The sequence below is a fragment of the Nocardioides panacisoli genome (genome assembly GCF_019448235.1).
Classification (GTDB): domain Bacteria; phylum Actinomycetota; class Actinomycetes; order Propionibacteriales; family Nocardioidaceae; genus Nocardioides; species Nocardioides panacisoli_A.
Window position 1 is genome coordinate 3,284,885 of record NZ_CP080409.1, and the last position, 12,977, is coordinate 3,297,861.

Here is a 12,977-nt window from a genome sequence, read left to right on the forward strand (position 1 = left end):
GGTGGTCTCGACACGTCGCCGCTCGTCCCTCGCGGCGCCGGCTCGACCAGCAAGGCCCAGTTGGGTCCCCTTGGTGGTCGAGCCCGCGAGTGCAGCGAGCGGTGTCGAGACCTCGGTCAGTCGACCTGCCAGGTGTCGCCGGCGCTGATCAGCGCGGCGAGTCGGTCCTCGGGGGTGCCATCGCCCTCGGTGTCGGCGGCCATCGCGACCTGCTGGCGGGCGAGGTCGTCGTAGGTGGGGCGTTCGACCTGGCGGAAGATGCCGATGGGGGAGCGGTTGAGGTAGCCGGCGTCGGTGAGGCGGGAGATGGCGAAGGCGGTGGAGGGGTCGTCGTGGTGGGCGTCGTGGACGATGACCTGGTCGATGCCGACCTCGGCGACCTGGGCGACGTCGACGCCGCCGGCGGTGTTGCGGACCAGTCCCTTGTCGCCGTGGCCGGTGTCCTCATCAAGGGTGCCGAAGGTGATGGGTTCGCCGTGGACGAGGGGGATGATGGCGTGTTCCTTGGTGTCGCGGTCCTTGATGGCGTCGAAGGCGCCGTCGTTGAAGATGGGGCAGTTCTGGTAGATCTCGACCAGGGAGGTGCCGCGGTGTGCGGCGGCGGCCTGGAGGACGGCGGTGAGGTGCTTGCGGTCGCTGTCGATGGTGCGGGCCACGAAGGTGCCCTCGGCGCCCAGGGCCAGCGACACCGGGTTGAAGGGGTGGTCCAGGGAGCCGACGGGGGTGGACTTGGTGACCTTGCCGACTTCGCTGGTGGGGGAGTACTGGCCCTTGGTGAGGCCGTAGATGCGGTTGTTGAACAGCAGGATGGTCATGTTCACGTTGCGGCGCAGGGTGTGGATGAGGTGGTTGCCGCCGATGGAGAGGGCGTCGCCGTCGCCGGTGACGACCCAGACCGAGAGGTCTTCGCGTGCGGTGGCCAGGCCGGTGGCGATGGTGGGGGCGCGGCCGTGGATGGAGTGCATCCCGTAGGTGTCGAGGTAGTAGGGGAACCGGGAGCTGCAGCCGATGCCGGAGATGAACACGATGTTCTCCCGGCGCAGGCCGAGGTCGGGCAGGAAGGACTGCACGGCCTTGAGGACGGCGTAGTCGCCGCAGCCGGGGCACCAGCGGACCTCTTGGTCGGAGGTGAAGTCCTTGCCGGTCTGCTTCTCGTCAGTGCCGGGCACCAGCTCGTTGCCGGTGCGCTGGCCGGGCACGCCCAGATCGATGCTCATCAGTGTTCCTCCTTCGATGGATGCTGCGGTGCCTCGCTCCGGCAGCCCTCGTTCCTCGCGCTACCTCCGCGGGGGCTCCTCGCATCCATCAGACGGATGCCTCCTCGTGGTCGGAGGGAAGGTTGAGTCCGTGTTCGCCCAGGTCGACGTCGATGCCCTCGGCCTCGCCGACCAGCCGGCCGACGGCCTCGGCGAGCTCGGCGGCCTTCAGCGGCAGGCCACGGACCTGGTTGTAGCCGACCGCGTCGACGAGGTATTCCGCCCGCAGCAGCTTCGAGAGCTGGCCGAGGTTCATCTCGGGCACCAGCACCTTGTCGTAGCGGGCGAGGACCTCGCCGAGGTCCTGGGGGAAGGGGTTGAGGTGGCGCAGGTGGGTCTGGGCGACCTGGTAGCCGGCGCGGCGTACGCGGCGGCAGGCGGCGCCGATGGGGCCGTAGGTGGAGCCCCACCCGATGACCAGCACCTTGGCGTCGCCGGTGGGGTCGTCCACGGCCAGCGGCGGGAAGCTGTCGGCGATCCGGGCGATCTTCTCCGCCCGGGTGCGGACCATGAGGTCGTGGTTGGCCGGGTCGTAGGAGATGTTGCCGTGCCCGTCGCCCTTCTCCAGGCCACCGATGCGGTGCTCCAGCCCCGCGGTGCCCGGGATCGCCCACGGTCGCGCGAGCGTCTCGGGGTCACGCAGGTAGGGCCAGAAGTCGGGGTCGGTGTCGTCCCCGGTGCTGTGGTTGGGCTCGGTGGCGAAGTCCGGGTCGATCGCCGGCAGGTCCTCCACGTCGGGGATGGCCCACGGCTCGGAACCGTTGGCGAGATAGCCGTCGGACAGCAGCATCACCGGCGTGCGGTAGGTGATCGCGATCCGCGCGGCCTCCACCGCGGCGGCGAAGCAGTCGCCGGGCGACTGGGGCGCCACGATCGGGACCGGCGCCTCGCCGTTGCGGCCGTACATCGCCTGCATCAGGTCGGCCTGCTCGGTCTTGGTCGGCAGCCCCGTCGAGGGGCCACCGCGCTGCACGTCGATGACCAGCAGTGGCAGTTCGGTCATCACCGCCAGCCCGATCGTCTCCGACTTCAACGCGATGCCCGGACCCGACGTGGTGGTCACGCCGAGTGCGCCGCCGAACGCTGCGCCCACGGCCGCGCCGATGCCGGCGATCTCGTCCTCGGCCTGGAAGGTGGTGACGTTGAAGCCCTTGTGCTTGGACAGCTCGTGCAGCACGTCCGAGGCCGGCGTGATCGGGTAGGAGCCCAGTACGACCGGCAGCTTCGAACGGACCCCGGCAGCCACCAGGCCGTAGGACAGCGCCAGGTTGCCGGTGATGTTGCGGTAGGTGCCCTGGGGCAGCTTGGCCGGCTTGACCTCGTACTGCACGACGAAGGTCTCGGTGGTCTCGCCGTAGTTCCAGCCCGCCTTGAACGCCGCGATGTTGGCGTCGCGGATGTCGGGGGCCTTGGCGAACTTCTTGCCCAGGAAGTCCAGCGTGGACTCGACCGGGCGGCCGTACATCCACGACAGCAGCCCGAGCGCGAACATGTTCTTCGCCCGCGAGGACTCCTTGCGGGTCAGCCCGAACTCCTTGACCGCCTCCACGGTGATGCCGGTCAGGTCGACCGGGTGGACCTGGAACTCACCCAGCGGGTCGTTGGTGTCGCCCAGCAGGTCCAAGGGGTTGGTCTCGTAGCCGGCCTTGGTCAGGTTGCGCTTGGTGAAGTCGTGGGTGTCCACGATGATCGCCGCGCCCTTGGGCAGGTCGTCGATGTTGGCCTTCAGCGCAGCCGGGTTCATCGCCACCAGCACGTCGGGCCGGTCGCCGGCGGTCAGGATGTCGTGGTCGGCGAAGTGCACCTGGAACGACGAGACACCCGGCAGCGTCCCTTGGGGGGCGCGGATCTCGGCCGGGAAGTTCGGCAACGTCACCAGGTCGTTGCCGAACACGGCCGACTCCTGGGTGAAGCGGTCACCGGTCAACTGCATGCCGTCACCGGAGTCACCGGCGAACCGGATGATCACCCGGTCCAGCTGCTTGACCTCTTTGGTCTCACTCACGTCTGGGTCCAACTTCCTCACACGACGATGGCGGTGGTGGTCCGGCGGGCGGGGCCCATCGCCAGCGATTCTAGAACGTGTTCCAGTTTGCCCCGGACACCTGTCCAGTTCCCTGTGTCACACGTCCAACGTCTCTCGTTGTCAAGGGTAGTCCCCGGGCGAGTCGGTCCCCAGCCGTCGCCAGCCACTGAGAGGGACGAGTGGTGTGAGGTCGCCCACCCCGTCAGGGCGCGAGGCGCTCCGCATGGCTCCGAAGGGCCTCCGCGTGCCGTCGGAAGCCGTCCGCCACCCGGCCCGGGCCGGCGAACCGGACCAGCGGTCCGGAGAACTCCTCGACGGTGTCGTACGTCGTCGGTCCGCCGGGGCGCTGCGTGAGCCGTTGGTGCCGGGTGCCGCGGACGAGCCCGAGCCGGGCGGGCCAGCCCTCGTAGACGTAGCTCAGGCGCGCCGTCACCGTGCCCTCGGTGTCCGTGACCGGGGGCTCGATCGCGGTGATCCGCTCCGGGGAGGTCGTGCGCGAGCCGTCGGCCCACCGGACGTGCAGCACGATCGGGTTGCCCACCGCCGGCGGCTCGGCGGTCTCCGCGCCGACCACGAACGGGTTCCACGCGGCGTACGACGCGGTGTCCAGCATCACCTGCCAGACCACCTCGAGCGGTGCGTCGATCTCGACCGATGCCCGCGGATCGCTCATCGTGCGGCGTTGCTCAGCGGTAGTTGGTGAACTGGACGGCGAAGTCGTAGTCCTGGTCCTTGACCAGGGCGATGACCTCCTGGAGGTGGTCACGCTTCTTGCTCGACACCCGCAGCTCGTCGCCCTGGACCTGGGCCTTGACGCCCTTGGGGCCCTCGTCGCGGATCAGCTTGGAGATCTTCTTGGCGTCCTCGGTGCGGATGCCCTCCTTGAGGGCGATGGCCATCTTGTAGTCCTTGCCCGACTGCTTGGGGTCGGAGGCGTCGAGGACCTTGAGGCTGACCTGGCGCTTGACCAGCTTCTGCTGGAACACGTCGTAGGCGGCCTTGGTGCGCTCCTCGGCGCTGCTGGAGATGACGATCGCGTCCTCGCCCTGCCAGGCGATCGTGGCCCCGGTGCCCTTGAAGTCGTAGCGGGTGGCGATCTCCCGCGCCGTCTGGCCCAGCGCGTTGTCGACCTCCTGGCGGTCGATCTTGCTGACGATGTCGAAGGAGGAGTCGGCCATGCGGATCACCTGGGGCAGATTCGTGGGGGTCGGGGGTGCTGCGCTATTGTGACGCGTCGTCCGGGGTCGCGGACTGCCGCCCCCGCCGACGACCCGGCAGGTTGCCCGAGCGGCCAAAGGGAGCTGACTGTAAATCAGCCGTCATTGACTTCGAAGGTTCGAATCCTTCACCTGCCACCGACAGAACCGCCCCTCACCTGGGTGACAGGTGAGGGGCGGTCTCATTCCTGGGGTCATTGGTACAAGCGTGGGACTGGAACGCCCAGGAGGCGATCACGCCCTCGGTGCTCCAAAGGCTGCGCGGGGGCCGACTTGGGGACGCTTCCCGATCGCTGAAGGGCGATCCAGCCTGATGTTCAGTGACTAGGCTCACCTTCGTGCTGGACTGGATTGGCGACAACGCCCCGGCGTGGATCGCCGCGTTGACCGCTCTCGTCGTCGGCGGATACTCGATCGTGAACGTGAATATCGCCCGCCGCGCCTATCAGGACAGCGTCACTGCGCGGGAGGTTGCGCAGGCGCGACTCGTCTGGGCGCAGGTGGGTGGGCACGTTGGAAAGCACGCCGAGTCGTCGCCCGGTGACATGGGCGAGAAGTATCTCGGGCGGGGTCGGCTCTTTGATCGGCAGGACGACTACGAGGGACGCTCCGAGAACGGCGACACCAAGGTGGTTATCGCTCGCGAGTTGACCATATTCGAGGTGAAGCTGGTCAACAACGGCAACGAGCCGATCGGGCGATGTCGCGTGACATTGTCTGGCTCTTGGCGCACTTCCGCGACAAGACCGATAGAGGGGCCTCCGCGGTGGGAGCACACTCCGATCGAGTTGGTCGCCAAGGTCTTGCCGCCTCAATCGGAGCGGACGATTCGTGTCGCGGTTCCGATCGCGTTCGATGATCTGAACCCACTCAAGGCGCAAGTCAGACTGTCGTTCATCGACTCAGCCGGTCTGCGCTGGTCTCGCAGTGGCACGCTGCCGCCCAAGAAGGCCAACGGCACACAGAGCAGGGAAGGCTGGCTCCGTCGTCGGTTGTGGAGCTAGCGGTCGGGTTCTCGCCGCACCGTCAGTAGGTCCCCCAGGGCCGGGCTCGCGTCGTTCCGCGGCCCCGGTCGCGTCGGTGATCAGTCGACCGGGGTGAGGCGGAAGACCGGGATGACCCGGTCGGTGCGCTCGGCGTACTTGTCGAAGTTGGGCCACGTCGTCCGCATGACCGCCCAGGCGCGCTCCCGGTCTGCGCCCTCGAGCTCGCGCCAGGTGACCGTGTGCTCGCGCCCGCCGGAACGCACCGTGGCGGTCTCGCAGGCACGCAGGTTGGCCGCCCACAGCGGCGGCTTCGGCGCACCGAAGTACGACCCCGCGATCAACCAGTCGGCGCCGTCGGGCACACAGAGCAGCGGCGTCGAACGCGGGATGCCGCTCCTGCGGCCGGGCACGGTCAGCATCAGGTTCGGCAGTCCGGCGATGTCGAGCACGCCGATCCGGCCACGCGTCGCGCGCTGCAGTCGGTGGTCGACCCAGGTGACCTGCGGCAGGAAGCGCGGCATCCACGGCTGGGCGCCGATGGTGATGGCGAGCGGTGTCAGGAGTCCCACGCGCCGGAATCTACAACGGCGCCGGCGTACGCCGCTGCGCCTTCCGGCGGCGCAGCGCGCCCGGCGCCCGGTCGACGAGCCACCAGGCGGCCACCCCGACGGCGAGCGAGGCGAGCAGGCCACCGAGCGGCCACCGGAACTCCAGGTGCGGGTAGACCTGCCAGTGGGTGAGGTAGACGTAGAGCGAGGCGCTCGCCAGGACGCCGGTGACGCCGCCGAGCAGCCGGGGCCACGGCACCGTGGGCAGCCACGTGAGCACCGCGACGCCACCGACGACGACGGCCGTGCGCTGGGTGTCGTCGAAGAAGTCCACGCTGCCGACCACCACCACGGCGGTGACCAGGAGCCGCTGCGGCCACGACGTCGCCCGCGCGGCCGCCCAGCCGGCGACGAAGTACCAGGCGACGAAGACGGTGGAGTGCAGGACGTCGCCGGTGTGGTCGGTGACGGCGGCCCAGGCCACGGGCACCAGCGTCGCGGCGAGGAGGGCGGTGGCGAAGCCGAACGGCCACCGCTGCTCGGCCCACCGCAGCCCCGGCACCAACAGCAGCGCCGCGGTCGCGAGCAGTAGCATCACCAGCACCTCGACGAACCAGAAGTAGAACTCCGGTTCCGCCCAGGTCCGCGGCCCCAGTACGTCGTTGAGGAGCAGCACGTTGCGCCAGCCGTAGGCGCCGGTCACGGTCGCCACCGCACCGATCCAGATGACCGCCGGCACCGCGATCCTGGCGGCGGCACGCAGCAGTCCGCGGCCCCGGTCCCGAGGCGTCGCCCCGGTCAGCAGGAAGCGCGCCAGGTTGAACCCCGCGACGGCCAGCAGCACGTGCGCACCGCCGGTGACGGCGAACAGGTTCGTGTGCGAGCCGACGATCAGCACGATCGCCAGCGCCCGCAGCACGATGGTCGTGTCCAGCCACTGCCACCCGCGCCGAGGTCCGTCGTGCTGGAGCCGGGCGAGGTCCGCGACGCTGCGCGTCGGCCAGTCGTGGGGGAGCCGCCGCAGCCGCGCCTCCAGGCGCACCGACAGCTCGACGTAGGACAGTGAGTCGCCGCCGAGGCCGACGAAGGTGTCCTCGGGGGTGACCGCGCGACCGAGCACGGCGGCGTACTGCCGGGTGAGCGCCTCCTCGGGCGAGTGCTGCTCGGGGGCCGCCGCGGGGCGCGACAGCCGCGCGACGGCGGCCTGGTCGACCTTGCCGTTGTCGCGCCGGGGAAGTGAGTCCACCGGCACCACCCGCACCGCGTGCGCCGGGAGCCCGGTGCGGTCGACGGTGGCCACGCGGACCAGGTCGACCGCGATCGCGTCCGGTGTGCCGGCCGCCGCGACCACGAGCTCGCCCGATCCGTCGGCGGCCTCGGCACAGGCCACCTCGTGGCCCTCACAGCCGAGCAGGTCGACGACCCGGTCCAGGTCGATGCGCTGCCCGAAGAGCTTGGCGAACCGGCTGACCCGGCCGGTGATCTCGAGCAGCCCGTCGCCGGTGCGACGGGCGAGGTCGCCGGTGCGCAGCTCGGTCACGTCCCGACCGTGAGCGAGGTCGGCCACGCCGTTCGCGTAGCCGAGCATCACGTTGGGTCCGGCGAAGACCAGCTCGCCCACGCCGTGCGTGTCCGGGGCGTCGATGCGTAGGTCCCCACCGGGGACGGGGACGCCGATCGCCTCCGGGTGGGCCTCGGTCAGGTGCGGCGGCAGGTAGGCCATCCGGGCCGTCGCCTCGGTCTGGCCGTACATCACGACCAGGTCCCAGCCCGCGCGGCGCCCGCGCGCGGCGACCTCACGCACCCGGTCCGGCGCGAGACGGCCACCGGCCTGCGTCACGTAGCGCAGCGACGGCAGCTCGGGCCACCCGGCGGCGTCGAGCAGGTCGAAGGTGTGGGGGACTCCGGCGAACGACGTCGCCCCCGCGTCCCGGGCGACCTCCCACAGGGCAGGATCGGTGACCGACCGGTCGGTGAGCGCCACCGAGCCGCCGACGCTGAGGTGCGAGTGCAGCACCGACAGGCCGTAGCAGTAGCCCAGCGGCAACGTCGTCACCGCCACGTCGTCCGCGGTCAGGCCCAGGTAGTCCACGATCGCGGCGGTGTTGGCCTCGATCCCCGCCGCCGAGAGGCGCACCAGCTTCGGCGACCCCGTCGATCCCGACGTGCTCAGCAGCAACTGCAGCTCGGGGTGCAGCTCCGGTCCGGTCGCACCCGTCGCCTGCCACCGGCCGCCGGCGCGCACCACCTCGGCACGGTACGCCGCGACGAGGGCGTCGTCGTCGGTCAGCAACACGGGATGGCCACCGGCCAGTGCCGCGAGGTGGGCGACCACGAAGTCGACCGTCGGTGAGGGGCGCAGCGCGACCAGGCGGCGTACGTCGCCGAGGCCGGCGGCCGCGTCGGCGACCCGTGCGGCCAGCTCCCGGTGGGTCACGACGTCGCCACCTGCGCGCAGCGCAGGCCGCGCACCGTGCCGGGCGAGGGCACGGGCGAACTCAACGCCGCTGCGCAGCGGCTCCGGGGCAGTGGTGACCACCGGAAGATGGTAAGGCAAGGCTGACCTTGCTGTCGTGGCGACCGCAGCGTGGTCGCGACCCGGGTCAGCCCAGGCGTTCGCGCAGACCCGTCAGGGTCTCGTCGCCCGCCGCCAGGTGCACGGCTCGGCACCAGCGTCGCGCCGTGGCCAGCTGCTCCGCGGTCGGGGCCGGTTCGCGCAGCGCCGTGACCGCCGCGTCCGCGCCGTGGCCGTCCCAGAGGGCGGCCGTGGCCGCGAGCACGCCGAGGGCGAGGTCGGCGCCGTCGACGTCGATCACCGCGAACGGGGTCTCCCGGTCCAGCAACGCGTCGATCCAGCCCACCAGCGCCTCCGGCGGCACCGGTACGCCGCCCCGCGTCGTCGGGAGCGCGGCGTCGAACTGCACCGCGGCGACCTCGTCGGCGGCCGCCTCCCAGGCGTGACCGACCGGCTCGGCGGGCAGTGCGACCCGGACCGCCACCTCCTCGCCGAGGACGCCCTCGTCGCGGGCGGCGTCGACGGCCGCGACGATGCGCCGTACGTTGCCCGCCGGGTCCGACGGGTCCGCGACACCGGTCGTGAGCGAGGTGAGCGCCAGGCCACGGCGTACGGCGAGCCCGAGCGGACCGGCCACCTGGCCGGCGCCGCCGGTGTTGACCAGCGCGATCGGGGTCGCGGGATCGTCGACGTCGGGCAGCTCGGTGTCGGTGACCAGCCGCGCGCCGACGAGGGGCTCGCTCGCCGCGGCCGTGCCGGCGGCGACGAACAGGCCGTGCAGTGCGTCCGACGGTGCCGATGAGGACATGGCGCCACCCTAGGTCGTGCCGCATGCCCCCGGCCCGCCGCGCGCTGCCCCAGCCGTCGCCCGACGGTCTCCGAGTGGTGCCGCCGCGTTCAACCGGCCGTCGCCCGGCGTCCCTAGCGTGCCCGGGTGCTTCTCCGTGGCTTCACCGGCAGCCTGCTCGTCCTCGTGGGCGGCCTCGGCGTCGCGACCCTGCCGCCGACGGCGCCGCTGCTGGCGTGGGAGACCGTGACCGACGTCCGCAACAGCGAGCTGGGCCGCATGACCGCGCTGACCGTCGTCCTCGTCGGGCTGGGGTTGGTCGCGAGCGCCTGGCTGGCGCTGTGCCGACGCGTCGCGCTCGCCGACGGCGACGACCGCGGTGCCGGCCTCCTGCTCGTGCGCCACGCGATGGTGCTGTGGTCGGCGCCGCTGCTGCTGGCACCCCCGCTGTTCTCCCGGGACGGGTGGTCCTACGCCGCGCAGGGCATGCTCGCCCGGGTCGGGATCTCGCCGTACGAGCACGGGCCGTCCGCCCTGCTGCCCCAGGGGGAGGCCGGCCTGCTGCTGTGGCACCAGTACCCGATCGTGCAGGCCGTCGACCCGATGTGGCTGGACACCGCCGCGCCCTACGGGCCGCTGCCGATCGCCGCCGGCGCCCTGATGGCGGTCGAGACCGGCAACCCGTGGGTGCTGGTCGTCGGCCACCGCTGCGTGGCGCTGCTCGGCCTGCTCCTGCTGGCGTGGGCGGTGCCGCGCCTGGCGTCGTGGGGCGGGGTCAATCCCGCCCTGGCGTCGGCGTTGGTGCTGGTCTCGCCGCTGATGGTCGCCAACGGCGTCGCCGGGCTGCACAACGACCTGCTGATGGTCGGCCTGATGGCGGCGGCGCTCGTCACCGCCGTCGAGCGCGGCTGGGCGTGGGGCGCCGTGCTGGGTGGGGCCGCTGCCGCGGTGAAGCTGCCCGGTGGACTGGTGTGTGTGGGGATCGCACTGGCGACGCTGCCGGTCGCCGCGTCGCTCACCGACCGGCTGCGGCGCTTCGCCGCCGTCGCCGTGGTGTCGGTCGGGACCCTGGTGGCGCTGGGCGTGGTGACCGGCCTCGGTCAGGGATGGTTCGCCGCGCTCACCGTGCCGGGCTCGATCAGTACGCCGCTGTCGATCACCAGCCTGCTGGGTGGCGCCCTGGACTGGCTGGCGCTGCAGGGCGGGGTCGGCACCGAGCCGGCGACCTTCCTGGAGCTGCTGCGCACCCTCGGCGTGCTCGCCTCCCTCGTGGTGGCGGCCGGCGTCGCCCTGCGCTGGCGCACCGGCGACCGGTCCGCGTCGGTCGCCGCCGTGGCGGCCGTGGTCGCGGCGTTCGTCGTGCTCTGCCCGGTCGTGCACCTGTGGTACTTCCTGTGGCTCACCCCATTCCTGGCCAGCCTGGAGCTCTCACGCACGGCGATGAGTGCACTCCTCGCCGGGTCGGTGGTGCTGGGCATGGTGGCGCCGCTGGACTCCTCGCTCCACGGCGCCTACGAGGCGATCGTCCTGGCCTGCATGGTGCTCGCCGTGCTGCTGCCGGTCCTGCTCCTCACGCGCCGCAGTCGTGAGCGCATCGACCGGATCGCGTCCTCGCGCTGGCTCGTGGTGACCTGACCGGGACCGGTCCGGCCCGGGCGCTCAGGCGACGTCGGAGAGGCCCGCGGAGTCGCCGGCGTGGATCGCCAGCATCCGCTCGACGGTGGCGGCCCAGGGGAACTGCTCGGCCCGCCGCCGCGCCGCGGCCCGCCGCAGCGCGACCGGGCGGCCGGCGAGGTCCCGGGTGGCGTCGGCCAACGAGACCGGATCGGGGTGGGCCCACGCGCCGCACCGGGCGTCGACGAGCTCGCGTGCCCCACCCCGCGCCGCGGTCACCACCGGGGTGCCGCTGGCGAGTGCCTCGAGGACCGCGAGGCCGAAGGTCTCGCTCGGGCACACCGACAGCGCGACGTCGGCCCGGGCGATCCGCCGGGAGAGCTCCTCACGGCCCGCGACGAACCCGTGGAACGCCACCGGCGTCTCGCCGGCGATCGTCCGCAGCTCACCCAGGTGCGGCCCCTCGCCGTACACGTCCAGCTGTACGGGTACGCCGCGCCGGTGCAGCTCCGCGGCGACCGCGACCGCCAGGTGCGGCGACTTCTCCCGCGACAGCCGCCCCACGTGGACCAGGCGCAGCACGTCGTCGGACCGGTGCTCCTCCGGATGCGGACGGAAGGTCGTGAGGTCGACGCCCAGGGGCACCCGCTCGACCGGGCAGCCGGCGGCGTCGGCGACGTGCTGGAACTCCCGCTGCGCGTAGCGCGAGGTCACCACCACGGTGTCGAAGCTGCGCACCAGCAGTCGGTTGAGCAGGGCGATGGACACCATCGAGGTCGTCGGGCGGCCGCTGCGCAGGGCGAACATGTCACTGAGGCGCTCGTGGGAGAGCAGCACGGTGCGCACGCCGTTGCGGCGCGCCCACCACGCCACGGGCAGCAGCGTGAGCTTGTCGTTCCACTCGATCGAGGTCGGACGGAACCGCTCCAGGATCTCGGTCAACCGCCACGGCTCCACGATCAGCCGGTAGCCGCTGCCGACCCGCGGGGCGCGGACCTGCACCACGTCGCCGACCTCGGTGGTCGTGACGGTGTCCACCGGACCGGGGACGACGAGCAGCCGCTCGGCGCCGGCGTCGACGTAGCCGCGACCGAGCTCGGCCAGTGCCGTCTTCATGCCCCCCGAGGCCGGGCCGACGAAGTTGGCCAATTGGGCGATGCGCACCGCGCCACCGTCCCAGCCCCCGATGAACGCGGGTCGACCTCGCGGTGGCAGCCGCGTGGCCGGCGTACGGCGTCCGGCCGCATGGCCGTCAGGGGCCGGCGGGAGGGCCCGTCAGCACGCGGTGCGTGTAGCTCGTGCCGAGCAGCACCAGCGGCAGCGCCACGACGAGTCCCACCAGCAGCGCGAGCGCGCCCACGACCACGACGACGGCGGCCAGCAGGAACCACACCACCGTGTCGGCGAGGTGGTCGAGGACCAGGCGGAGGCTGTCACCGAGCGCCGCCAGCGGGGACCGCGCGGCATCGACGACGAAGAACAGCGCGTAGCCCGTCGCGAACAGCGCGACGAAGCCGGGCACGTAGAGGAGCAGGAACCCCGCGGTCGCCACGGCGGACACGATCGCGGCCGTCAGCACGACCGGCGCGAGGCCGTCGAGGCGGTACGCCGCCCTCAGGTCGGGCGGCCGGCCCGCGGCGATCGCGTGGGTGAGGCGCAGCGGGGCGATGGCCGCCACTTGGATCGCCAGCAACGCCACGAAGCCGGCGACCGCCTCCCGCAGCGTGGCGCCGAGGTCGCCGGCGGTCGCGGCGGCCTCGTCCGGGGTGCCGAGCAGCACGGCGGCGGCGACCTGGGCGATCCCGATCACGGCGACCACCGGCAGCGTGGCGAGGATCAGCAGGGCCGCGTGCTCCTGGAACCTGGCGGTCGACCAGGCGACGCACCGGCGTACGGTCCATCCGCCGGGTGGCTGCGTGTGGGGCACGGCGCGCCCTCCTCGAGCACTCGCTTCGGCGCAACGTATGCCATCGCGGTCGAGTCCCGCCACGGTCGCGACCGCCGCCGTGGTGGCACGGCCGCCGGGAC

Annotated in this window: 11 protein-coding genes and 1 tRNA gene; 3 read left to right on the plus strand and 9 right to left on the minus strand. The window is 72.2% G+C overall.

Annotated elements, in window-relative coordinates; translation table 11 throughout:
• Positions 1-116: 116 nt before the first annotated feature.
• From KUV85_RS16035 to KUV85_RS16050, 4 genes are all read right to left on the minus strand, one after another.
• A complete protein-coding gene (locus KUV85_RS16035) occupies positions 117-1,217 on the minus strand; it encodes a 2-oxoacid:ferredoxin oxidoreductase subunit beta (RefSeq protein WP_219960890.1) in 1,101 nt (366 codons plus the stop codon).
• A gap of 88 nt (positions 1,218-1,305) precedes the next feature.
• The gene (locus KUV85_RS16040) at positions 1,306-3,261 is read right to left on the minus strand and encodes a 2-oxoacid:acceptor oxidoreductase subunit alpha (RefSeq protein WP_219960891.1); all 1,956 of its coding nucleotides are present in this window, start codon (positions 3,259-3,261) and stop codon (positions 1,306-1,308) included.
• A 223-nt stretch (positions 3,262-3,484) separates the two neighbouring features.
• Positions 3,485-3,955, minus strand: a complete 471-nt coding sequence (locus tag KUV85_RS16045) for an SRPBCC domain-containing protein (protein ID WP_219960892.1) — start codon at positions 3,953-3,955, stop codon at positions 3,485-3,487.
• 13 nt (positions 3,956-3,968) lie between these two features.
• Complete coding sequence (locus tag KUV85_RS16050; RefSeq protein ID WP_219960893.1) at positions 3,969-4,460, minus strand: YajQ family cyclic di-GMP-binding protein; 492 nt, start codon at positions 4,458-4,460, stop codon at positions 3,969-3,971.
• Positions 4,461-4,555: 95 nt separating this feature from the next.
• Between KUV85_RS16050 and KUV85_RS16055 the strand changes: the two genes are divergently transcribed.
• Together KUV85_RS16055 and KUV85_RS16060 are read left to right on the plus strand one after the other, a co-directional pair.
• Positions 4,556-4,637: transfer RNA gene (locus KUV85_RS16055), tRNA-Tyr, on the plus strand.
• A gap of 200 nt (positions 4,638-4,837) precedes the next feature.
• Entirely contained in the window at positions 4,838-5,503 is a 666-nt protein-coding gene (locus tag KUV85_RS16060; protein ID WP_219960894.1) for a hypothetical protein, read from the plus strand.
• 80 nt (positions 5,504-5,583) lie between these two features.
• On the opposite strand, the gene KUV85_RS16065 is transcribed toward KUV85_RS16060, so the two are convergent.
• The 3 genes from KUV85_RS16065 to KUV85_RS16075 form a co-directional block, all read right to left on the minus strand.
• Positions 5,584-6,054: a nitroreductase/quinone reductase family protein gene (locus tag KUV85_RS16065; RefSeq protein ID WP_219960895.1), complete on the minus strand. Its 471-nt coding sequence runs from the start codon at positions 6,052-6,054 to the stop codon at positions 5,584-5,586.
• Between the two features lie 10 nt (positions 6,055-6,064).
• Positions 6,065-8,572 (minus strand): AMP-binding protein, encoded by a 2,508-nt coding sequence (locus KUV85_RS16070; RefSeq protein WP_219960896.1) that lies wholly within the window; start codon positions 8,570-8,572, stop codon positions 6,065-6,067.
• Between the two features lie 64 nt (positions 8,573-8,636).
• On the minus strand, positions 8,637-9,356 hold the full coding sequence (locus KUV85_RS16075; RefSeq protein WP_219960897.1) for a hypothetical protein: 720 nt from the start codon (positions 9,354-9,356) through the stop codon (positions 8,637-8,639).
• A 126-nt stretch (positions 9,357-9,482) separates the two neighbouring features.
• Here KUV85_RS16075 and mptB point away from each other — a divergent pair, with 126 nt between their 5' ends.
• Positions 9,483-10,970, plus strand: coding sequence for a polyprenol phosphomannose-dependent alpha 1,6 mannosyltransferase MptB (gene mptB, locus KUV85_RS16080; protein ID WP_219960898.1), 1,488 nt, complete (start codon positions 9,483-9,485; stop codon positions 10,968-10,970).
• A 24-nt stretch (positions 10,971-10,994) separates the two neighbouring features.
• Here the strand turns inward: mptB and KUV85_RS16085 are convergent, their stop codons facing one another.
• Positions 10,995-12,113: a glycosyltransferase gene (locus tag KUV85_RS16085; protein WP_219960899.1), complete on the minus strand. Its 1,119-nt coding sequence runs from the start codon at positions 12,111-12,113 to the stop codon at positions 10,995-10,997.
• Between the two features lie 88 nt (positions 12,114-12,201).
• A complete protein-coding gene (locus KUV85_RS16090; RefSeq protein WP_219960900.1) occupies positions 12,202-12,876 on the minus strand; it encodes a hypothetical protein in 675 nt (224 codons plus the stop codon).
• Positions 12,877-12,977 lie beyond the last annotated feature (101 nt).

What these genes read in the sequence shown, in the direction of transcription:
- KUV85_RS16075 (WP_219960897.1), bottom strand. Translation starts at nt 9,356, where the DNA reads ATGTCCTCATCGGCACCGTCGGACGCACTGCACGGCCTGTTCGTCGCC.
- KUV85_RS16035 (WP_219960890.1), bottom strand. Translation starts at nt 1,217, where the DNA reads ATGAGCATCGATCTGGGCGTGCCCGGCCAGCGCACCGGCAACGAGCTG.
- KUV85_RS16045 (WP_219960892.1), bottom strand. Translation starts at nt 3,955, where the DNA reads ATGAGCGATCCGCGGGCATCGGTCGAGATCGACGCACCGCTCGAGGTG.
- KUV85_RS16050 (WP_219960893.1), bottom strand. Translation starts at nt 4,460, where the DNA reads ATGGCCGACTCCTCCTTCGACATCGTCAGCAAGATCGACCGCCAGGAG.